18 protein-coding genes are annotated in these 21,782 nt (G+C 32.4%); 14 read left to right on the plus strand and 4 right to left on the minus strand.

Translation table 11 applies throughout. The annotated features are described in order from the left end of the window. Positions 1-216 precede the first annotated feature (216 nt). A complete protein-coding gene (gene ligA / locus AB8B90_RS00575) occupies positions 217-2,211 on the minus strand; it encodes an NAD-dependent DNA ligase LigA (protein ID WP_405332556.1) in 1,995 nt (664 codons plus the stop codon). Positions 2,212-2,271: 60 nt separating this feature from the next. Here ligA and AB8B90_RS00580 point away from each other — a divergent pair, with 60 nt between their 5' ends. Genes AB8B90_RS00580 through AB8B90_RS00590 form a run of 3 tightly spaced genes read left to right on the plus strand, consistent with a single transcriptional unit; the run spans position 2,272 to position 7,739 of the window. After that, entirely contained in the window at positions 2,272-4,563 is a 2,292-nt protein-coding gene (locus AB8B90_RS00580) for a beta-N-acetylhexosaminidase (RefSeq protein ID WP_405332559.1), read from the plus strand. A 1-nt stretch (position 4,564) separates the two neighbouring features. Continuing rightward, on the plus strand, positions 4,565-5,272 hold the full coding sequence (locus AB8B90_RS00585; protein ID WP_405332562.1) for a copper homeostasis protein CutC: 708 nt from the start codon (positions 4,565-4,567) through the stop codon (positions 5,270-5,272). After that, on the plus strand, positions 5,262-7,739 hold the full coding sequence (locus AB8B90_RS00590; RefSeq protein ID WP_405332564.1) for a glycosyl hydrolase 2 galactose-binding domain-containing protein: 2,478 nt from the start codon (positions 5,262-5,264) through the stop codon (positions 7,737-7,739). Before AB8B90_RS00585 ends, AB8B90_RS00590 begins: the two co-directional genes overlap by 11 nt. Here the strand turns inward: AB8B90_RS00590 and prmC are convergent, their stop codons facing one another. Continuing rightward, positions 7,740-8,609, minus strand: a complete 870-nt coding sequence (gene prmC / locus AB8B90_RS00595) for a peptide chain release factor N(5)-glutamine methyltransferase (protein ID WP_405332567.1) — start codon at positions 8,607-8,609, stop codon at positions 7,740-7,742. It abuts the gene before it with no gap. After that, positions 8,606-9,097 carry a GNAT family N-acetyltransferase gene (locus AB8B90_RS00600; RefSeq protein ID WP_405332570.1) on the minus strand — a complete coding sequence of 164 codons (492 nt, stop codon included), beginning with the start codon at positions 9,095-9,097 and terminating at the stop codon, positions 8,606-8,608. The genes prmC and AB8B90_RS00600 overlap by 4 nt, the downstream gene beginning before the upstream one ends. 53 nt (positions 9,098-9,150) lie before the next feature. Here AB8B90_RS00600 and AB8B90_RS00605 point away from each other — a divergent pair, with 53 nt between their 5' ends. From AB8B90_RS00605 to AB8B90_RS00625, 5 genes are read left to right on the plus strand one after another with little or no spacing between them, the layout of a single operon-like run. After that, on the plus strand, positions 9,151-9,606 hold the full coding sequence (locus AB8B90_RS00605) for an LEA type 2 family protein (protein ID WP_405332573.1): 456 nt from the start codon (positions 9,151-9,153) through the stop codon (positions 9,604-9,606). Beyond that, positions 9,607-10,611 carry a bifunctional diaminohydroxyphosphoribosylaminopyrimidine deaminase/5-amino-6-(5-phosphoribosylamino)uracil reductase RibD gene (gene ribD / locus AB8B90_RS00610; protein ID WP_405332576.1) on the plus strand — a complete coding sequence of 335 codons (1,005 nt, stop codon included), beginning with the start codon at positions 9,607-9,609 and terminating at the stop codon, positions 10,609-10,611. Further along, on the plus strand, positions 10,598-11,215 hold the full coding sequence (locus tag AB8B90_RS00615; protein ID WP_405332580.1) for an HAD family hydrolase: 618 nt from the start codon (positions 10,598-10,600) through the stop codon (positions 11,213-11,215). The genes ribD and AB8B90_RS00615 overlap by 14 nt, the downstream gene beginning before the upstream one ends. Beyond that, a complete protein-coding gene (locus AB8B90_RS00620) occupies positions 11,212-12,072 on the plus strand; it encodes an EamA family transporter (protein WP_405332582.1) in 861 nt (286 codons plus the stop codon). The genes AB8B90_RS00615 and AB8B90_RS00620 overlap by 4 nt, the downstream gene beginning before the upstream one ends. Before the next feature lie 2 nt (positions 12,073-12,074). Then, the gene (locus AB8B90_RS00625; RefSeq protein WP_405332585.1) at positions 12,075-12,695 is read left to right on the plus strand and encodes an IMPACT family protein; all 621 of its coding nucleotides are present in this window, start codon (positions 12,075-12,077) and stop codon (positions 12,693-12,695) included. Here the strand turns inward: AB8B90_RS00625 and AB8B90_RS00630 are convergent. Then, complete coding sequence (locus AB8B90_RS00630) at positions 12,692-13,102, minus strand: acyl-CoA thioesterase (protein WP_405332588.1); 411 nt, start codon at positions 13,100-13,102, stop codon at positions 12,692-12,694. The two genes, AB8B90_RS00625 and AB8B90_RS00630, sit on opposite strands and share 4 nt — an antisense overlap. Before the next feature lie 193 nt (positions 13,103-13,295). On the opposite strand from AB8B90_RS00630, the gene dnaA reads away from it, so the two are divergent. The 6 genes from dnaA (at position 13,296) to AB8B90_RS00660 (ending at position 21,768) form a co-directional block, all read left to right on the plus strand. Then, positions 13,296-14,723: a chromosomal replication initiator protein DnaA gene (dnaA, locus tag AB8B90_RS00635; RefSeq protein ID WP_405332590.1), complete on the plus strand. Its 1,428-nt coding sequence runs from the start codon at positions 13,296-13,298 to the stop codon at positions 14,721-14,723. A gap of 9 nt (positions 14,724-14,732) precedes the next feature. Continuing rightward, positions 14,733-15,197, plus strand: coding sequence for a low molecular weight protein-tyrosine-phosphatase (locus tag AB8B90_RS00640; RefSeq protein ID WP_405332593.1), 465 nt, complete (start codon positions 14,733-14,735; stop codon positions 15,195-15,197). A gap of 70 nt (positions 15,198-15,267) precedes the next feature. Beyond that, positions 15,268-16,641, plus strand: coding sequence for a PQQ-dependent sugar dehydrogenase (locus tag AB8B90_RS00645; RefSeq protein WP_405332596.1), 1,374 nt, complete (start codon positions 15,268-15,270; stop codon positions 16,639-16,641). 6 nt (positions 16,642-16,647) lie between these two features. Continuing rightward, on the plus strand, positions 16,648-17,364 hold the full coding sequence (locus tag AB8B90_RS00650) for an SAM-dependent methyltransferase (protein WP_405332599.1): 717 nt from the start codon (positions 16,648-16,650) through the stop codon (positions 17,362-17,364). Between the two features lie 85 nt (positions 17,365-17,449). Next, on the plus strand, positions 17,450-19,951 hold the full coding sequence (locus tag AB8B90_RS00655; RefSeq protein WP_405332602.1) for a PIG-L family deacetylase: 2,502 nt from the start codon (positions 17,450-17,452) through the stop codon (positions 19,949-19,951). 113 nt (positions 19,952-20,064) lie between these two features. Continuing rightward, positions 20,065-21,768: a sodium:solute symporter gene (locus tag AB8B90_RS00660; RefSeq protein ID WP_405332604.1), complete on the plus strand. Its 1,704-nt coding sequence runs from the start codon at positions 20,065-20,067 to the stop codon at positions 21,766-21,768. Positions 21,769-21,782 lie beyond the last annotated feature (14 nt).

Below are 21,782 nucleotides of genomic sequence, written 5' to 3' on the forward strand. Positions count from 1 at the left end.
AACGCAACAGATAAAGCTCTCACTCCAGCAGCTTCTATCTCTAGTCCTTTAAATTGAAGTCCAAGAAAAAATAAGCTAAGCGCAAGAATCAATGCTCCTAAAAATTTCCCTATTTGCATAATCTATTGAATTAATAACAAAACAAATATATAAAATAGAAAGAAATAAACGATTAAAATCTTATTTAATCGATGTAAAGCAATAAAATGTAAGAAATTACTTAATTTTAGTTAAAAACTCGATTTCAGTTAGTATTGGAATTTCTAAAGACTCAGCTTTGCTACGTTTACTTGGCCCCATTTTATCTCCAGCAACCAAATAAGCTGTTTTAGAGGATATTGAAGAAGACACCTTTCCACCATTATCCTCAATTATTTTTTTTAATTCTGTTCGAGACACTGTTTCAAATACTCCAGATACTACAATAGACAAACCTTTTAGTTTATCTGTCTGATTCGCTAATTTTTCTGCAGACAACGCTAACTGTAATCCAAAAGACCTTAATTTATTAATAAAAGTTCTATTTGCTTCAGATGAGAAAAATTCAATTACACTATCTGCTATGCGATCACCAATTTCATCAACAGAGACTAAGTCTTGTTGATTCGCATTAATAATTGCATCAATACTTTTATAATGTTTTGCTAATTTTTTAGCAACAGTTTCACCAACATAGCGAATTCCTAGTGCAAATAATACGCGCTCAAAAGGAATCTGTTTAGAAGCTTCTATGCCATTGATTAAATTTTCGGCACTTTTCTCAGCCATACGTTCTAATGGCAAAACCTGTTCCTTTGTTAATGTATACAAATCAGAATAATTAGATATCAATTTTTCATTAACTAATAATGCAACTGTTTCGCCTCCTAAACCCTCAATATCCATAGCTTTTCGTGAAATAAAATGTTGAATTCGACCAATGATTTGTGGGTTACAACCGTTATAATTCAGACAATAATGTTTTGCATCTCCTTCTTGCCTAACCAGTTTTGTATGACATTCTGGGCAATGAGTAATATACTGCGTAGGCTCAGAATATGAAGGTCGCTTGGTTAAATCTACTGCAATAATTTTAGGAATAATCTCGCCTCCTTTTTCAACATATACCTCATCACCTTCTCTAATGTCTAATTTTTTAATTTGATCAGCATTGTGTAAAGAAGCTCTTTTAACAGTGGTACCAGCTAACTCAACTGGTTCTAAATTTGCAACAGGTGTAATCGCTCCTGTTCTTCCTACTTGATAGGTAATTTCATTCAAACGCGTAGAAACTTGTTCAGCTTTAAACTTATAGGCCATTGCCCATCGTGGCGCTTTTGCAGTGTACCCTAATTCTTCTTGCTGCTGTAAGCTATTGACTTTAATCACAACTCCATCTGTTTCATAAGGCAATTTATGACGATGCACATCCCAATATTCAACAAACTCTAAAACTTCATCGACAGACCTAGCCAATTTTGAAGCATCTGGAACTTTAAAACCCATTTGTCTTGCTTTCTCTAAACTTTCAAATTGAGTCGAAAATCCTAAATTTCTCCCTTTCATATTATACAACAAACATTCTAAAGGTCGTTTTGCTACCTCAGAGCTGTTTTGTAGTTTTAAGCTACCAGAAGCTGTATTTCTTGGATTTCGGTATAGCTCCTCTCCTGCTGCAAGCCGTTCTTCATTCATTTTATGAAACCCATCATATGGCAATACAATCTCACCCCGAATATCAAACTTAGCTGGATAACTACCTTTAAGTTGTAGAGGAACAGACTTGATCGTTTTTACATTTGCTGTAACATCATCACCTTGAGTTCCATCACCACGTGTTACAGCTCTAACTAAACTACCATTCTCATAAGTTAAACTCATAGATGCGCCATCATACTTTAACTCACAGACAAATTCAACTGCTCCATCAATATTTTTTTCAATACGTTTTTCCCAATCTAATAAATCTTCTTTAGAGTAAGAATTATCTAATGAATACATACGGTGTTCATGAACAACAGTCTTAAAATTCTTTGTGATTTGACCTCCAATACGTAATGTTGGCGAATTTGAATCATAAAACTCGGGATGCTCTGCCTCCAATTCTTGAAGTTGCTTCAATTTCATATCAAACTCAAAGTCATCAATTGTAGGATTATCTAGAACGTAGTAATTATAATTATGCTCTCGCAATTCATTACGCAGAGACTGAATTTGTGCTTCTGTATTCATTAAAATCGTCGTGAAAAAGTTAACTTTTTACTTTATATTTAAAGCATCTAATATACTAAAATGAACATCAAGACTATTGTGGTTTCCTTACTTTTTATTAGCTTTTTATCAAGCTGTAAATCTGAAGAGTATTCTGCTGAAATTCCACAAATCATTCCGATTCCATCTAGTCAAAAAACACACAAAGGATACTTCGTTTTAAACAATAGCGTTGGAATATACTATGACGATACTTTTAAAATTTCTGGTAGATTTCTTCAAAACTTCATTGAAGAAGGAAGTGACATTAAATTAAAAGGTAATAATGAGATTGAATTCATTCTTGATGAAACTATCAAAAATCCGGAAGGTTACAAATTAGATATTCAACCCTATAAAATATCCATTTATGCAAAAAATGATCAAGGTGCTTTTTATGCCGTTCAAACACTACGCCAGCTTCTTCCTACTGAATTTGAAAATAAAGCGAAATTAGACAAACCTATTTCTATTCCTTCTGTAACTATTGAAGATGCTCCTCAGTTTGAATATCGTGGTATGCATCTCGATGTTGGTCGCCACATGTTTTCGGTTGAGTTTATTAAAAAGTATATAGACGCTTTAGCGATGCTCAAAATGAATACGTTTCATTGGCATTTAACTGAAGATCAAGGCTGGCGAATTGAAATAAAAAGATATCCCAAACTTCAAGAATTAGGTGCTTTTAGAGATGAAACTTTAATCGGACATTACAGCGACCAACCGCATCAATTTGATGGCAAACGCTATGGTGGCTTTTACACTCAAGATGAAATTAAAGATGTTGTAGTCTACGCACAATCAAGGCATATTAATATAATTCCAGAAATTGAATTACCAGGACATGCACAAGCAGCCATCAGTGCTTATCCGAATCTAGGCTGTACAGGATTACAAGTAGATGTTGCAAAAAAATGGGGTGTTTTTGATCAAATTTACTGTTCAAAAGACGAAACTTTTGAATTTCTTGAAGATGTGCTTGACGAAGTTGTTGAGTTATTTCCTGGGAAATACATTCATATTGGTGGTGATGAAGCACCAAAAACCAATTGGAAAAACTGTAATCAATGTCAGAAAAAAATTAAAACTGAAGGCTTAAAAGATGAACATGAACTTCAAAATTACTTTATTACTAGAATCGAAAAATATTTGAACTCTAAGGGCAAACAAATTATTGGTTGGGATGAAATTCTAGAAGGTGGACTTGCTCCAAACGCTACAGTCATGTCTTGGCGTGGTACCAAAGGTGCTATTGAGGCAGCAAAGCAAAAGCACAATGTTATTATGACACCAACCTCGCATTGTTACTTTGATTATTACCAATCTACAAACCCTAATGAACCCGTTGCTATTGGAGGCTTTTTGCCTTTAGAAAAAGTATACAATTTTAATCCTATTCCTGAAGAACTTAATGAAGATGAAGCAAACTATATATTAGGTGCTCAAGGAAATATTTGGACTGAGTATATGCCGACAGAACATCAAGTTGAGTACATGGCATTCCCTAGAATACTTGCCATGAGTGAAGTGGTTTGGTCTAAAAATAAAAACTATTCAGATTTCACAAAACGAGTGGAACATATCAATAAACGCTTAGATGCCTTAGATATAAACTATGCAAATCACTTATATGAAGTCGAAGGCGAATTAGTTTCAGAAAACAAATCCGATTATTATGAATTATCTACCACGATATCAGATAAAATAATAAAGTATACGCTAGATGGTTCCGAACCAACTTTAGATTCACAAGTATACAAACAAGCAATTCCAATAAACGAGAGTTTAACTATTAAAGCAGCTGTTTTTAATTCTGACAAACAACTAGGACGTATATTTTCAGAAACAATAAACTTTCATAAAGCTGTTGGTAAAACAATTTCGATAAATGAAAAACCAAGCCCTGTTTACTCTGGTAGTGGTGCACAAGGATTAGTTAATGGGATTTCGGGAAGTGACACACGTTATGGAGACAAAGAATGGTTAGGCTTTTGGGGAAAAGACATTGAAATTACAATTGATTTAGAAAAAGAAATTGAAATAAATTCAATTAGAACTCGATTCTACAATGCAAGTGGTCAATGGATTTACGCTCCAAATGAAATCGAATTAGAGTTAACACTTATGAATGGTCTTAAGCTCACGGATAAGATTAAATTACTAAATAAAAACAACATAATAGAATTCAATTATAGAGTTCAAAAGCTTAATAATGAAACTATAAAAATTAATACAATTACGTTAAGGATACCAAATTATGGAACCATTCCTGAAGGGAAACAAGGTGCTGGCAATAAAGCCTGGACGTTTATAGATGAAATTATAATCAACTGATATGCTACTAGAAATCTGTACCAACTCATTCCAATCTGCCAAAAATGCTCAATTAGCTGGTGCACATCGCATTGAACTTTGTAGTGAATTATCGATTGGAGGAATCACACCAAGCTTTGGATTGTTACAAAAAGTCATTTCAGAGCTATATATTGAAACATTTGTTTTGATTAGACCTCGTAGCGGAAACTTTTATTATACTGATGAGGAATTTGAAATCATTAAAAATGATATTAAAGTTTGTAAAGATTTAGGTTGTCATGGTGTTGTTTCAGGAGTTTTAAACAAAGACAATACGATTGATATAAAACGAACTCAAGAACTAGTTGACCTATCAAAACCTTTAGCATTTACATTTCACCGTGCTTTTGATATCGTTCCAAATACTCAAGATGCTTTAGAACAACTTGTAGATCTTGGAGTTGACAGGGTTTTAACGTCTGGTCAACAATCTAAAGCTATTGATGGCATAGAAAAACTAAAAGAATTAAATATCCAAGCCCAAAATCGAATTACCATAGTCGCTGGTAGTGGCATCAATTCAGAAAATGCTAAAACATTTAAAGATGCAGAATTTAAAGAACTCCATGCTTCGGCTTCAAAAGTAGTTTCAACTGAATCTTCTACCTATTTTGGAAATACACCACAAACTGTATCTTGTATTGATGAGATTAAGTCCATTATAAAAGTGATTTCAGATGAAGTATAGTGTCTTTATCATTTTTATAATTACTTTATTTGGTTGTGACTCAAATCATGATACGCCTGTAACTTTTGAATTAAATAGTGATTGGGAATTTAAATCTACTAAAGATTCTATTTGGAATTCAGCTACGGTTCCTGGTAATGTTTATACTGATTTGCTAAATAATAAGCTAATTGAAGATCCATTCATTGGCAATAACGAAAATAAATTGCAATGGATTTCTGAAAGCGATTGGGAATACAAGACTAATTTTTTAGTAGATAAAGCGACACTAAACAAAAAACACATTGAACTCAATTTTAAAGGATTAGACACGTATGCTTCCGTGTTTTTAAATGACAGTTTAATTCTAAAAACAGATAATGCCTTCAAGGAATTTGTAGTAGATGTAAAATCTATTTTAAAACCTAAAAATGAATTACAAATTGTATTTCAGCGCACTACTATTTCCGAAGAAAAAGAAAAAGCGAAACTAAGCTACCAATTACCCGAAGGCAATCGCATATTTACTCGAAAAGCACAGTTTCAATATGGTTGGGATTGGGGACCGAAACTTAATACTTCAGGAGCTTGGCGACCAGTGACATTAAATGCATGGAATGATTATAAAATTAACGAAATACATCCTCAGTTACTAGATATAAATAATGACTTCGCTCATTTAGCAATAAATCTAAAAAGCAAAAATAACATCGAACAGAATTTAGATTATGATATATACTTAAATGGAATTTTATCTCGAACACAACTAAATAACTCACCAATTAATGAAAGACATTCAAAACCTTTAACCTTAACGATAGAAAACCCAAAACGTTGGTGGCCACATAATTTAGGTGAACCCTATTTATACAACATTAAGTTAGTAGTTAAAGATAATGAACGCATTTTAGATAGTATTTCAACTAAAATCGGACTCAGAACTATCGAACTTATCACTGAAAAAGACAGCATAGGAGCATCCTTTTATTTTAAAGTTAATGATGTTCCGGTTTATATGAAAGGCGCGAATTATATTCCGCAAAACAGTATGCAAAACAAAGTTACAGATTCACATTATGAAAATCTTTTAAATAACGTTGTTGATGCCAATATGAATATGCTTCGAGTTTGGGGAGGAGGCATTTATGAAAATGATATTTTCTATGATTTATGTGATGAAAAAGGAATTTTAGTATGGCAAGATTTTATGTTTGCCTGTGCCATGTATCCTGGTGATGACGAGTTTTTGAAGAATGTCCAAGAAGAAGCCATTCAGAATGTAAAGCGTATACGAAATCATGCTAGTATTGCGCTTTGGTGTGGTAACAATGAGAACTCTGAAGGCTGGCATCGTTGGGGCTGGCAAAGCAATCGAAGTAACAAAGAGAAAGACGAAATATGGCACAATTACCTTAAAATATTTGATAGTATTTTACCTGAAACCGTGGGTAAATATTCAAATACCAATTATTGGGAAAGCTCACCACTGTATGGTCGTGGAAATCCGAAATATAAAACTGAAGGCGACGCACATGATTGGTGGATTTGGCATGATGGTTATCAGTTTGAGCATTTAGAAAATAATGTTCCTAGGTTTATGAGTGAATTTGGATTTCAATCGTTTCCAAGTTATGAAACCATAAGATATATTAATCAGAATGACACTATTGATATTGCTTCGGAAGGATTTAAAAACCATCAAAAACACAGTCGAGGCTTTCAAATTATAGACGACTATATGAAACGTGACTTTCCTGTTCCTATTAATCCTGAAGATTATGTATATGTAAGTCAGCTACTTCAAGCACACGGAATCACTAAAGGCATAGAAGCACATCGTAGAGCAAAACCGTATAACATGGGAACTTTATTTTGGCAACTTAACGATTGCTGGCCAGCTGTTTCGTGGTCTAGCATTGATTATTTTGGAAATTGGAAAGCTTTGCACTATCACGCAAAAAAGAGTTTTGAGAATTTATTAATTTCTAAAACACTTCAAAATGACACGTTAAAAATCCATCTAATTAATGATAAGCCTGAAAGTATTACCTCAAATTTACAGTTAGAACTTATGGACTTTGATGGTAAAATTATTTGGAGAGATTCAAAAATGATTCGTTTAAGTTTAGACAACAAAATGGCTTATGAATTAAATACAAAGACACTAAACCTGAATCCAAATGAAGTTGTTCTAGTATCAAAATTTAGTGACGCTATATCTTATGACTATTTCGTGAAACCGAAAGATTTAAAACTAAAACTATTGCCAATTAAACAAACAATTACTAAAACTAAAGAAGGGTTTAATATTAGATTAAAAAGCTTAACACTTCAAAAAAACGTCTTTCTTAACACAAAAACCAAAGGTCACTTTAGCGACAATTATTTTGATTTATTACCAAATCAAGAAATCAACATAGAATATAAAACTAAAGCCAAAAATTTGGAGGATTTAAAAATTAAGACCTTGAATCAACTAATAAAATAGTTACTTCACGCCTTTGATCATTCGGTCTTTTCCAAATAGGTCTTTTTTTAATTCTACGTTTTTAAAACCATAATCTTTTAAAAGTTGAATCATTTCTTCAGCTAAATATTCATTAATTTCAAAATACAACACGCCTTCATTTTTCAAATTTAATTGCGCAAATCCACAAATGATTTTATAGAATTGTAACGGATTTTCATCAGTAACGAATAATGCCAAATGTGGTTCGTATTCTAATACATTAGGTTGTATCTCAGCTTTTTCTAAATCACGAACATATGGTGGATTTGAAACAATAATATCAAAGTTTTTAGACTCATAATTAAACCCAATTTCAGAAGGATTTAGGATATTGCCATGAATACATTTTAAAACTACTTCATTTAAATCAGCATTTACACGAGCTATTTTTAAAGCGTCTTCAGACACATCTAGAGCACAAACTTTTGCTTTAGGTATTTTTTTTGCCAAAGAAATAGCGATACATCCAGTACCTGTTCCAATATCAAGAATTTCTAATTGTGGGTTTCTATTTATTTTAGAATGGCTTTTAATAATCCAATCTACCAGCTCTTCTGTTTCTGGTCTAGGAATTAAAGTATGCTCATTGACTTTAAAAGATAAACCGTAAAATTCAGTTTCTCCAATAATGTACTGTATCGGTTTATGAGTTTTTAATTTGTTTAATGCATTTAAAAATAATTGCTCTTGTGCTGAAGTAACCATATAATTAGAGTCTAAAACCAATTGAATACGTTTTATTCCCAAATAATAATCTAGCAATAAATCAAAGAATGAATTGACTTCCTCCTTGCCATATTCATCATCTAATACAGAATGAAATTTATTAAGAATTGATTTTAATTTCATAATGTTTTTGTCATCCATACACCACAAGAATAATGTCCAGTATTCCCTAAAGGCTCACTTAAATGCTCAAACCCAAAGTCTTCATAAATATGAATAGCTGCTTTCAATTGTGAAGCCGATTCAAGATAACAGGTTTCAAATTCGAAATCTCTTGCTGCTTCTAAACATTTTTCGAACATTTTTTTACCAAAACCTTTACCTCTAATTTTAGGTGAAAAATACATTTTCTGAAGCTCACAAACGTTGCCATTAAAATTCTGCAATTGCTTAATTCCTCCTCCTCCAAAAACTTCTTTATCATTTGCTAAAACATAATAAATCTCCCTTTCTCCTTGATAAGACTCAAACATAAAAGGTGTTTCGGCATCTTCATAAGCTGTGCCTTTTAAAGGGATTTTAAATTCTGGAAAACACGCTTTTATAACTGCTTCAATTTGCGGATTATCTTCAGGACGAATTTCTCGTATAACAATAGTATCTTTGCTCACTTTAATAGTCTATTTTTGCGTTGTGAAGATAATATAAATCTAAAAATACTCATATGAAGAAACTCATAATCTTATCAACACTTATCATGACATTTGTATCATGTTCTGTGAAAGAAAAACCAGAGTTTTTACGTGTTGAAAATATTAAAGTTCTCGAATCAACTAGTAAATCTATCACGCTAACTGCAGATGCTTTTTTTAAAAACCCTAATGATGTTGGTGGAGAATTGAAAACTGATGAAATTAAAGTTTTTGTAAATGGTAATGAAATGGCTTCAGTATCTACAGAATCTTTTAATGTGCCTGCAAAAAAAGAATTTTCCATTCCACTTCGAGCTAATATTCCTACAGACAGTTTATTCAGCAATAAAAGTTTAAGTGGTTTATTGGGAAGTATTTTAAGTAAAAAATTACAAGTGCAATATAAAGGTGATATAGAATATAAAGTATTCGGGTTTTCATACACATATGCTGTTGATAAAACTGAAGATGTAAAAATTAAATTATAATTGACAATAGACGAAACCTACATAAGGCGTTGCATTACTATCGCAAAAAACGGATTAGGCAGCACAGCTCCAAATCCGATGGTAGGTAGTATTGTTGTTTATAATAATCAAATAATTGGCGAAGGGTTTACTAGCAGTTATGGAGGTAATCATGCAGAAGTTAATGCGATAAACTCTGTTTCTAACAAAAATCTCCTTAAAGAAGCCACACTTTACGTTACACTAGAACCTTGTTCTCATCATGGAAAAACGCCGCCTTGTTCAGATTTAATAATAACCTATCAAATTCCGAATGTTGTTATTGGTTGTATTGACGACAATCCTGAAGTCAACGGTAAAGGAATTGCAAAACTTAGAGCTTCTGGTTGCAATGTAAAAGTAGGTGTTTTAGAGAGCGAATGTAAATCACATCATAAACGCTTTTTTACATTTCACAATAAAAAACGACCATACATTATTTTAAAATGGGCAGAAACACAAGATGGTTTTATAGCGCCTATTACTAAAGAAAAAGCCGAACCTATTTGGATTACCAACGCATATTCAAGACAATTGGTTCATAAATGGCGAGCTGAAGAGCAGGCTATTTTGGTTGGTACAAATACCGTTAGAGATGATAATCCAAGTTTAAACGTTAGAGATTGGACTGGAGTGCATCCTGTAAGAGTAGTTATTGACAGAAAGAAAACTTTAACTCAAGGCCACAAGGTATTCGATTCTAAAAATGAAACAATTACTATTTCTGAAAATGAAGTCAATTTCAACAAACCATTAGCAAAAGAAATCTGCACATTCTTATACCTTAAGGAAATCAATTCAATAATTATTGAAGGTGGAGCGCAAACCCTACAAACTTTTATAGATGAAAATCTTTGGGACGAAGCTCGCATATTTAAAGGAACATCAACTTTTAAAAAGGGGATAAAAGCACCACAGTTTTCTGGAAAAATGATATCAGAAGAATTAATAATAGATGACACTTTAAACGTTTATGATAACAATTAAGACTCTAATATTCGATTTTGGTGATGTTTTCATCAATCTAGACAAAGAAGGTGCAATGAAAAATGCATTGGATTTATTTGAATTGGATGAATTACCTAGAGACCTCATTTCAATAAATACATTATATGAGCAAGGTTTAATTTCGTCTGAAGAGTTTATCGAATTTTACACAGAAAACTTTCCGAAGCTGTCAAAAAACAATATCATTAATGCTTGGAATTTCATATTAAAAGATTTCCCAAAAGAAAGGTTGACATTCCTACAAAATCTTAAAAAAGAACACCATTACAAACTCATATTATTAAGCAACACAAATGCATTGCATATCGATTGGATTAGAGAGCGTGTTTCTTTCTATGATGATTTCAAATCATGTTTTGATCAATTCTATTTATCTCATGAGATTCATTTAAGAAAACCAAACACAGATATTTATGAATTTGTATTAACAGAAAATAAATTGAAAGCGGAACAGTGTTTATTCATTGATGATACCAAAGACAATACTGACACAGCTGCTCAACTAGGCCTACATGTTTGGAATATTGATGAAACTAAGGAAGATATCATTAATATGTTTACTGTTAAAAAAGACTTATTTTGATATACCTACTCTTAAGCATAACTGCATCTACGCTAATATTTATAATTTTTAAACTTCTTGATAAATACAATATCAATACATTGCAGGCCATTGTAGTTAATTATTTTGCAGCTTGTTCATTTGGCATCATCAGTTCAGATGAACCTGTTAATGTCACAGAAATACTAGAGTCTAGCTGGATTTATGGCGCACTTGCACTAGCATTTCTTTTTATTTCTATTTTTAATGTTATGGCTTTAACTGCTCAACGCAACGGACTTTCAGTAGCTTCTGTTGCATCAAAAATGAGTGTGATTATTCCAATTATATTTGGAATTTATGTTTATAATGAAAGTGTCGGTACTCAAAAAATTATAGGAATACTTTTAGCATTAGTGGCTGTATATCTAACTTCAGTCAAACCAAAAACGATGAATAATGTCACAAAAGGATTATGGCTTCCAATTCTACTATTTTTTGGTTCAGGAATAATTGATACATCTATAAAATATATTGAAACTACTTATATCTCGGAAAACGGAATCCCAATTTTTTCTGCTACTATATTTGCTTTTGCACTTATTATAGGTGCAAGTATTCTAGTTTATAAATCATTTAAAAATCCAATCAAATTTAACCTTAAAACTATAATAGCTGGATGCTGCTTAGGAATTGCCAACTACTTTTCAATTTACTATTTACTAAAAGCACTTAACCATGAAAATCTTGAAAGCTCGACAATTTTTACTGTAAATAATGTGGCAGTCGTAATGGTTTCAACTTTATTAGGTTTTATTATTTTCAAAGAATCAATCACAAACAAAAATTGGTTTGGTATTGGGTTAGCAATTATTTCAATAGTATTGGTAACTTTATAATAATGAATGAAAACGATATCTATAAAACCATAACTAAACCTTCACAAGAAGTCCTCTTCAAAGACAAGAATAGTAAATTTTTTGGTTACGCTTTTCCTGTTACGACAGAAAAAGATATTAAAACACATTTAGAAACACTCAAAAAACAACACCATCAAGCCAGACATTGGTGCTATGCGTATCAATTAGGGAAATCTGAAAAAGAATTTAGTTTTAGGGCTAATGACGATGGCGAACCCAATAACAGTGCTGGAATGCCAATCTATGGACAAATACAATCCTTTGAAGTTACTAACATCTTAATTGTTGTGGTTAGATATTTTGGAGGTGTAAAACTAGGTGTTAGTGGGCTAATTAATGCTTATAGAACTGGAGCTCAAATGGCATTAGAGGCTTCAAAAATTACATCTAAAACAATCAACATTGAATACAGTGTCACTTTTGATTACAAAAACATGAATAAAGTGATGCGAATTGTTAAAGAAAAAAATCTTAATGTTATAAATCAAACTTTAGAATTAAGATGTGAACTTATCATTTCTGTTAGATTAAAAGAAGCTCATATTATTTTTGAAATATTTGATCGTCTTTACGAAATTGACATCAAGAATTTGAACGATTAAATTTGCAGTTTATCTAAAATATATTTTGGACATCTTGTAGGTCGATTCTTATGAATATCCATAAATACCAAAACAGAATTTCCAGTTGTTAATATTTCATCGTTTTCATTTAAAATCTCATAATCAAATTCAATTTTTGCAGTGGGTTTTTTTACAAGTTTAGTTTTTACTTTAACGAGATCATCATAACACGCTGACTTTTTGTAATTTATAGTTAATTCAATTACAGGCAACATAATGCCATCGGCTTCCATTTGCTTGTAGGAAAAACCCATTTTACGTAACCACTCTGTTCGTCCCATTTCAAAATACTGAGCATAATTACCATGATACACAACTCCCATTTGGTCGGTTTCACCATAACGTATTCTAAATTGTATTTCATCAGATTTAGTGATATTGGTCATCTTTATTGATATTTTTTTTGTAATTTCGACTCGATTTAAACATGAGGAAAAAATTCTAGAAAATCAATACATTTTGATTTTTTTATTAAAAAATTTGTTCACATATTTGTCATGTGAAAATTGATACAAGAGAAACCTTAATTTCTCTTTTTTTTGCTAACTAAACTAACAACTTAAAAATTACACATAGAGAATGGATGTAACTGCGCAATCGGTTTGGACTAGCTGTCTGTCTTTTATAAAGGACAATATTCAACCTCAAGCCTACAAAACATGGTTTGAGCCTATAGTAGCAGTAAAACTTTCAGACAACGCATTAAGCATTCAAGTTCCTAGTAAATTTTTCTATGAGTGGTTAGAAGAGCATTACGTTAAAATTCTTAAAGTTGCTCTAACAAAACAATTGGGCGAAACAGCAAAATTGGTTTATGTTATCAAAATGGAAAACACCTATGGTAACAAACAACCTTTTACTGAAAAGATTCCAAGCTCCAATCGTGGTGCATTAAAATCTCAAGATGTTGATGTTCCATTGAACAACAAAAATCCGCAGTTAAAAAATCCGTTCATCATTCCTGGTATTAGAAATGTAAAGATAGAGTCTCAACTGAATCCGAATTATAGTTTTGAAAACTTTTTAGAAGGTGATTCAAATAGATTGGCTAGAAATGCTGGATTAGCTGTTGCTAACAAACCTGGAGGCACATCTTTCAATCCGTTGTTAATTTTTGGTGGTGTTGGATTAGGAAAAACACATTTAGCGCATGCCATTGGTGTTGACATTAAAGACAAATATCCTGAAAAAACAGTTCTATACATCTCAGCTGAAAAATTTACACAACAATATATTGATTCAGTTAAGAAGAATAATAGAAATGATTTTATTCACTTCTATCAAATTATTGATGTTTTAATTATTGATGATGTTCAATTCTTATCAGGTAAATCTGGCACTCAAGATGTATTCTTTCATATTTTCAATCATTTACACCAAAATGGAAAGCAAGTGATTTTAACGAGCGATAAAGCTCCTGTTGATATGCAAGATATTGAGCAACGCTTATTGTCTAGATTTAAATGGGGATTATCTGCTGAACTTCAAAGCCCAGACTTTGAAACTAGAGTATCTATCTTAAAAAACAAATTATATCGTGATGGTGTTGAAATGCCTGAAGATATTATTGAATATGTTGCAAAACATATTAAAACTAATGTACGTGAACTTGAGGGTGCAATTATCTCATTAATTGCGCAATCATCTTTTAACAAAAAAGAAATCACCGTTAGCCTTGCAAAAGAAATTGTTGAGAAGTTTGTTAAAAACACCAAACGTGAAGTATCTATCGATTATATTCAAAAAGTCGTATCAGATTACTTCCAAATGGATGTAAGTACTCTTCAATCTAAAACAAGAAAACGTCACATTGTTCAAGCGAGACAATTAGCCATGTTCTTTGCAAAAAAATATACTAAAGCATCTTTAGCAAGCATAGGTTCTCAAATTGGTAAACGTGATCATGCTACTGTATTACATGCCTGTAAAACTGTAGACAACTTATCTTCTACTGATAAGCAATTCAGGAAATATGTAGAAGATCTTTCCAAAAAACTTTCATTATAACACTTACAAATGACTAGCATTTTAATGGTCTGTTTGGGCAATATTTGTCGATCACCATTAGCGCATGGTATTTTAGAATCTAAATTACCATCTGACTTTTTTTATGTAGACTCAGCAGGAACAGCAAATTATCACGTTGGAGATTATCCAGATCATCGCTCAATAGCAGTAGCTAAATTAAACGGAATAAATATTGCTAACCAAAGAGGAAGACAATTCAAATTGTCTGACTTTGATTCGTTTGACTTCATATATACCATGGACGAATCAAATTATAAAAATGTGATTGCTTTAGCGAGAAACAACAACGATTTTGCTAAAGTAAAATGTATCTTAGAAGTCGATGAGAGTATACAAATCTCAAATGTTCCTGATCCGTATTATGGAGATATGTCTGACTTTCAATCTGTTTTTCAACTACTAGAAAAAGCTTGCAATTCATTGTCATATAAATTATTAGAGACTCGTCTATAGGAATTTTCTTTAATCACTTATTTCTTTTTTTGTATTTTTAGCAAAAAAGAGTCCTAAAAATTATTTTGTTATGAAAAAAATTACCCTGTGCTTAATGAGTATGATATATGCATTAAGTTTTTCCCAAGACGTACAATTAGAGTTATTTGCTGACGGTTTTTCAGATCCATTATGCATTAGAAATGCTGGAGATGATAGACTATTCATTGTTGAACAAGATGGTGCTATCAAGATTTTAAATTCAGATGGAACCACGAATTCTACTCCTTTTTTAGATATCGATTCGCGTGTGTCTAGTGGAGGTGAACGAGGACTGCTATCCTTAGCATTCCACCCTAATTATGCCACTAACGGTTTCTTTTATTTAAATTATACAAACAATTCTGGAGACACTGTGATTTCAAGATTCACTAGAAGCACAGCAAACACGGCAGATTCAACATCCGAATTAATTTTAATGACTATTTCTCAACCATTTAGTAATCATAATGGTGGTGATTTACATTTTGGTCCAACAGATGGATATCTTTACATATCAACTGGTGATGGTGGTGCTGGTGGTGATCCTGGAAATAGATCTCAAAACTTAATGGATTTTCTAGGAAAAATGCTGAGAATTGATGTTGATAATACTGCTAACGGAAATAATTATGCCATACCTGCTGACAACCCTTTTGTAAGTAATCCTAATGCACTAGATGAAATCTGGGCTTACGGTTTGAGAAATCCTTGGAGATTCTCTTTTGATTCAGACACTAATGAAATGTGGATTGGAGATGTTGGGCAAAATACAACTGAAGAAATTAATAGAGTTCCTGTCACACCTGCTGGATACAACTTTGGCTGGAGATGTTACGAGGGTTCAAATACATTTAACACAAGTGGATGCCCTTCAGCAGGCACACTGACTTTTCCAGTAGTTGAATACCCAATTCCGCCTTGTTTTTGTAATGTAGCTGGTGGACAAGTTTATAGAGGAAGTACTTACAGTGACATATTTGGTGTCTATATTTTTGCCACAACTGGAAACGGTGAAATTGGTACAGTAGATTCTTCAAATAATTTAGTAAACCAAGGCAACTTCAATAACGGTGTTTGGGTAGCTTTCGGAGAAGATATTAATAAAGAAATGTACATTGCAGACATAACAGGCAGTATTCATAGAGTGCAAGGGAGCGTTTTATCTGTTACTGAATTCGATGAACAAAAAGCATCTATTACACCAAATCCTGCTTCAGATAATCTTAATATTAACACTTCAAACAATAACACTATTAATTCTATTTCAATCATAGACTTAAAAGGGAGCACTTTACTTTCAGAACAAAACATATTAGTATCTGATAAAAATATTGATGTTTCATTTTTAAGCAAAGGTATTTATCTTGTTAAAATTGAAATTAGCAACAATACAACTACAGTAAAAAAGCTAGTTATAAATTAACTATAAATGCAAAGTAACACTGGGAAGCTATACCTCATTCCAACACGTCTTGGAGACAATCCGCCTTTGGAAGTCTTACCTATTTCAGTTAAAAAAATAATTGAAACTGTGGATGATTACATTGTTGAAAATGAAAAAACAGCTAGACGTTTTATTAAAAAAGTAAATTCAAGAAAACAGCAATCCTCATTAAATTTTGAGGTCCTAAATAAATATACTCAGCCAGAAGAGATTGAAAGCTTCCTGAATACATGCAAAATGGGGAAACCTATGGGTTTGTTATCCGAAGCAGGCTGTCCTGGAATTGCCGATCCTGGTGCTGATATTGTAAAACTAGCTCACGAGAACAATATTCAAGTAGTTCCTTTGGTTGGACCATCATCAATTGTTTTAGCCCTAATGAGTTCTGGAATGAATGGTCAAAGTTTTGCTTTTAATGGATACATTCCAATTGACAAAAGTGAACGAAAAGCTGCGCTTAAAAAAATGGAACGCATTTCGTTTGAAAAAAATCAAACACAGCTATTTATCGAAACACCTTACCGAAATAATAAAATCATTGAAGATTTCTGTAGTGCATTACATCCTGAAACCAGAGTCTGTATAGCCTGTGACATCACTTTGCCTTCCGAGTTTATTAAAACTATGACAGTAAAAGAATGGAAGCACGCCAATGTAGATTTACATAAACGTCCAGCCATTTTTATCATTCATAAAGACTAATTCCTTTTAAGTTAAAGAAACATTAAAACAAACCTTTACACTAGATTACTTTGCTATATTTGGTTTTTTAGCTAACTAATCTATTATGAGAAAATATTTACAATTTTCAATACTACTATTATTAACTTCATCACTTACTTTAGCACAACAACCGACAAAACCAACATCTTCTGAGATTTATGAATCCATAAAAAAATTAAATTTTTTAGGTTCTGTTTTATATGTTGCTGCACACCCTGATGATGAAAACACACGACTCATTTCTTACATGTCTAATGAAGTTAAAGCAAGAACTGGTTACCTTTCATTAACTCGCGGAGACGGTGGACAAAACCTAATTGGTCCAGAACTAAGAGAATTATTGGGTGTATTAAGAACTCAAGAATTACTGGCTGCACGTGGTGTTGATGGTGGCGAACAATTATTCACAAGAGCTAATGATTTTGGGTACTCTAAACATCCTGATGAAACACTTGCCATTTGGGATAAAGATGAAGTACTTAGTGATGTGGTTTTGGCTATAAGAACATTCAAACCTGATGTAATAATCAATAGATTTGATCATAGACGTGCTGGTAGAACACATGGACACCATACAAGTTCAGCTCTTTTAAGCATGGAAGCCTTTGATTTAGTTAATAATCCTTCAGCATATCCTGAGCAATTACTACATACTGAATTATGGCAACCTGAACGTCTATTTTATAACACTTCTTGGTGGCGATACGGCAGTCGAGAAGCTTTTGACAAAGTAGATAAAAGCAATATGTCTATGCTAGATGTTGGTGTTTATTACCCTTTAAAAGGCTTATCAAATAACGAATTAGCATCTATTGCTAGTAGTCAACATTTATGTCAGGGTTTTGGGAGAATGACTCAAAGAGGTTCACAAGAAGAATATATTGAATTTCTAAAGGGCAATCCACTTAATGGCAGTAATAATGTATTTGATGGTATAGACACAACTTGGAATCGCATTGAAGACGGACAAGAAATTGGTTCTATTTTATTAAATATTGAAAACAATTTCGATTTTACTAATCCTTCAAAACATATTCCAGAATTATTACAAGCATATCAATTGCTAGTAAATGTTGAAAACAAACACTGGAAAACTATTAAAACAAAAGAGATAAAATCAATTATTGAAGCTTGCCTTGGTTTATATTTGGAAGCTTCTGCTGAGACTAACTGGGCAACTGCAAATGAGACTATTAAACTAAACATAGAAGTACTTAATCGTAGTCAACAGAATATCATCTTAAGAAGTATCAATACTCCTGATGACCTAGAAATTTCCAAAGAAATCAATTTAAAAGAAAACACTAAATTTAATTTCAAGGAATCCTTTACTATTCCTAAAAACCAAAAGCCAACAACTCCCTATTGGTTAGCAGAAAAAGGTTCATTGGGAATGTATAAAGCAGATTCTAAATTTATTGGAAAACCAGAAACACCTAGAGTGTTTAATATTGAATTCAATGTGTTAATCAATAAGACTCCAATAACCTTCACAAAACCTATTGTATACCGCTATTCAAAACCAGATAAAGGAGAATTATACAAACCTTTTGAAATCATTCCTGAAGCTACTGCTTCATTGACTGAAAAAGTATACATTTTTGAAAACAATCAAGAAAAAGAAGTCGAAGTCATCGTAAAAGCTGGTCGAGAGAACATAGAAGGTTCTATTGAAATGGCCTATCCACAAGGCTGGGAAGTATATCCTAAAACTCAAAAAATCTCCATCATTAACAAAGATGACATTCAAAAAGTAACATTTACTATTTTCCCTCCAAATAATCAAAATGAAGGTCTTATTACTCCGATGGTAAAAATTGGAGATAAATTCCACACCAGAGAACTTGTAGAAATTGATTACGACCATATTCCATTTCAAACTGTTTTATTGCCAAGTGAAAGTAAAATTGTAAGACTCGATATTGAGAAACGAGGTAAAAACATTGGATACATAGAAGGTGCTGGTGATGTCATTCCGGAAAGCCTTAGACAAATAGGCTATGATGTAACAGTCATTAAGCCAAAAGATATTTCTGCTGAAAATTTAAATCGTTTTGATGCCATAGTTGTTGGAATTAGAGCATACAATACTATTGAAGAATTAAAATTCAAACAACAAACATTGTTTGATTATGTTGCTCAAGGCGGAAACATGGTAGTCCAATATAACACTAGTCATAGAATAAAAGTTGATGCTATTGCTCCTTATGAACTAAAATTATCTAGAGATAGAGTTACCGATGAATATGCTAACGTAACGTTACTCGCTAAAAACCATGAAATATTAAATTTCCCTAATAAAATCACTTCCAAAGATTTTGAAGGATGGACTCAAGAACGTGGCTTATATTTTCCTAATGAATGGTCAAATGAGTTTACTCCTATTCTATCCATGAACGATAAAGGAGAAACTCCAAAAACAGGAAGCTTATTGGTTGCTAAGCATGGCAAAGGATATTATGTTTATACAGGTTTAAGCTTTTTTAGAGAGTTTCCCGCAGGTGTTTCTGGCGCTTACAGGTTATTTGCTAATATGTTATCCTTAGGAAAAAACAACAGTAATTAAAAACTTATCACTACCAATGGAAAAATATAAATGGAACAAAATGTATACCCTTGTCCTCCTTGCTAACGTGATTTACATCATAGCATTTTACTTCATCACTAAAGCCTTTTAAAATGCAAACATTAGACTGGATAGTACTCATAAGTACTTTATTACTCATTGTTGCTTACGGAACCTACCAATCTCGAGGCAGTAAAAATGTAAAAGATTATTTAAAAGGGGGAAATACCTCAAAATGGTGGACCATCGGCTTGTCTGTTATGGCAACTCAAGCAAGTGCCATAACTTTTCTATCGACTCCTGGTCAAGCTTTTAACGACGGAATGGGTTTTGTGCAATTTTATTTTGGATTACCAATTGCAATGGTTGTAATATGCATGGTATTTATTCCACTATATCATAAATTGAAAGTCTACACTGCCTATGAATTTTTAGAAAACAGATTCGATTTAAAGACCAGAACGCTTACAGCAATTTTGTTTTTAATACAACGTGGTTTAGCAGCTGGAATTACCATTTTTGCACCAGCTATCATTCTTTCAGCAGTTTTAGGGTGGAATCTTCTACTACTTAATGTCATTATTGGAGTATTAGTTATCATCTACACCGTTTCTGGTGGAACTAAGGCTGTGAATGTGACTCAAAAACATCAAATGATTGTCATTTTTACTGGAATGATTATCGCCTTCGTTTTAATAATTAGTAAACTTCCAGCAGACATTACATTCTCAAAGGCTCTAGATATCGCTGGAGCTAACGGAAAAATGCAAGTTTTAGATTTTTCATTCGATTTTGACAATAGGTATACGGTTTGGAGTGGATTAATTGGCGGAACATTTCTAATGCTTTCTTACTTCGGAACAGATCAAAGTCAAGTACAACGCTATTTGTCTGGAAAGTCACTAAAAGAAATGCAGATTGGAATGATGTTTAACGGACTTCTAAAAGTTCCAATGCAGTTTTTTATTCTTATGGTTGGAGTCATGGTATTTGTATTTTATCAATTTAATCAAGCGCCTGTAAATTTTAACCCTACAGCGACAGAAGTGGTTTTAAATTCTGAATATGCTGAAGAATACAAATCAATTCAAAATCAACAACAACTTATTTTTGAAGACAAGCAAACTCTTATTTCTGCCCTAGTCAATTCCAATGATGAAAATGCTTCAAAAGCCATCGCTTCGTTAAATGTATTAAATGATAAACTTAGAGCAGACGCAAGAGTTTTAATAGAAAAAGCTGGAGATGCTCAAAATTTAAAAGTAGAAAGTAACGATAAAGACTACGTCTTTATTCATTTTATTTTAAACAACCTTCCTCGTGGATTAATTGGATTGTTATTAGCAGTAATTCTAAGTGCAGCAATGTCCAGCACTTCAAGTGAGCTTAACGCCTTAGCTAGTACAACTACAATGGATTTGTATAAAAGAAATACAGCTGAAAAATCAGACACCGAAATGGTTAAAGCCTCCAGATGGTTTACTTTAGGTTGGGGAATTGTTGCAATTGGAGTCGCTTGTGTCGCTAATCTTGCTGAAAATTTAATCCAATTGGTAAATATCATAGGATCAATTTTCTACGGTAATGTTCTCGGGATTTTCCTTCTAGGTTTCTTCTTCAAGTTTGTAAAAGGAAATGCAGTCTTTACAGCTGCATTAATTACTCAAGTCCTTGTTATAGCATTATTCCTATTGAATGAATACGAAATCATTAACCTTCCTTTCTTATGGTTAAACTTCGTAGGTTGCGTAATAGTCATAGGCATTGCTTGTTTAATTCAAAGTATAAATCGAAACAATACCTACTCCCAGGTTTAATTATAAGCTAAAAA

Origin of the sequence: Psychroserpens sp., assembly GCF_045105015.1 — a bacterium.
Classification (GTDB): domain Bacteria; phylum Bacteroidota; class Bacteroidia; order Flavobacteriales; family Flavobacteriaceae; genus Psychroserpens.

Excerpts from the sequence above, each read along its gene's own strand:
- AB8B90_RS00630 (WP_405332588.1), bottom strand. The coding sequence starts at position 13,102 with ATGACCAATATCACTAAATCTGATGAAATACAATTTAGAATACGTTAT.
- AB8B90_RS00605 (WP_405332573.1), top strand. The coding sequence starts at position 9,151 with ATGAAGAAACTCATAATCTTATCAACACTTATCATGACATTTGTATCA.
- AB8B90_RS00640 (WP_405332593.1), top strand. The coding sequence starts at position 14,733 with ATGACTAGCATTTTAATGGTCTGTTTGGGCAATATTTGTCGATCACCA.
- AB8B90_RS00660 (WP_405332604.1), top strand. The coding sequence starts at position 20,065 with ATGCAAACATTAGACTGGATAGTACTCATAAGTACTTTATTACTCATT.
- AB8B90_RS00615 (WP_405332580.1), top strand. The coding sequence starts at position 10,598 with ATGATAACAATTAAGACTCTAATATTCGATTTTGGTGATGTTTTCATC.
- AB8B90_RS00580 (WP_405332559.1), top strand. The coding sequence starts at position 2,272 with ATGAACATCAAGACTATTGTGGTTTCCTTACTTTTTATTAGCTTTTTA.
- AB8B90_RS00625 (WP_405332585.1), top strand. The coding sequence starts at position 12,075 with ATGAATGAAAACGATATCTATAAAACCATAACTAAACCTTCACAAGAA.
- ligA (WP_405332556.1), bottom strand. The coding sequence starts at position 2,211 with ATGAATACAGAAGCACAAATTCAGTCTCTGCGTAATGAATTGCGAGAG.
- AB8B90_RS00645 (WP_405332596.1), top strand. The coding sequence starts at position 15,268 with ATGAAAAAAATTACCCTGTGCTTAATGAGTATGATATATGCATTAAGT.
- AB8B90_RS00655 (WP_405332602.1), top strand. The coding sequence starts at position 17,450 with ATGAGAAAATATTTACAATTTTCAATACTACTATTATTAACTTCATCA.
- prmC (WP_405332567.1), bottom strand. The coding sequence starts at position 8,609 with ATGAAATTAAAATCAATTCTTAATAAATTTCATTCTGTATTAGATGAT.
- AB8B90_RS00585 (WP_405332562.1), top strand. The coding sequence starts at position 4,565 with ATGCTACTAGAAATCTGTACCAACTCATTCCAATCTGCCAAAAATGCT.
- dnaA (WP_405332590.1), top strand. The coding sequence starts at position 13,296 with ATGGATGTAACTGCGCAATCGGTTTGGACTAGCTGTCTGTCTTTTATA.
- AB8B90_RS00650 (WP_405332599.1), top strand. The coding sequence starts at position 16,648 with ATGCAAAGTAACACTGGGAAGCTATACCTCATTCCAACACGTCTTGGA.
- AB8B90_RS00590 (WP_405332564.1), top strand. The coding sequence starts at position 5,262 with ATGAAGTATAGTGTCTTTATCATTTTTATAATTACTTTATTTGGTTGT.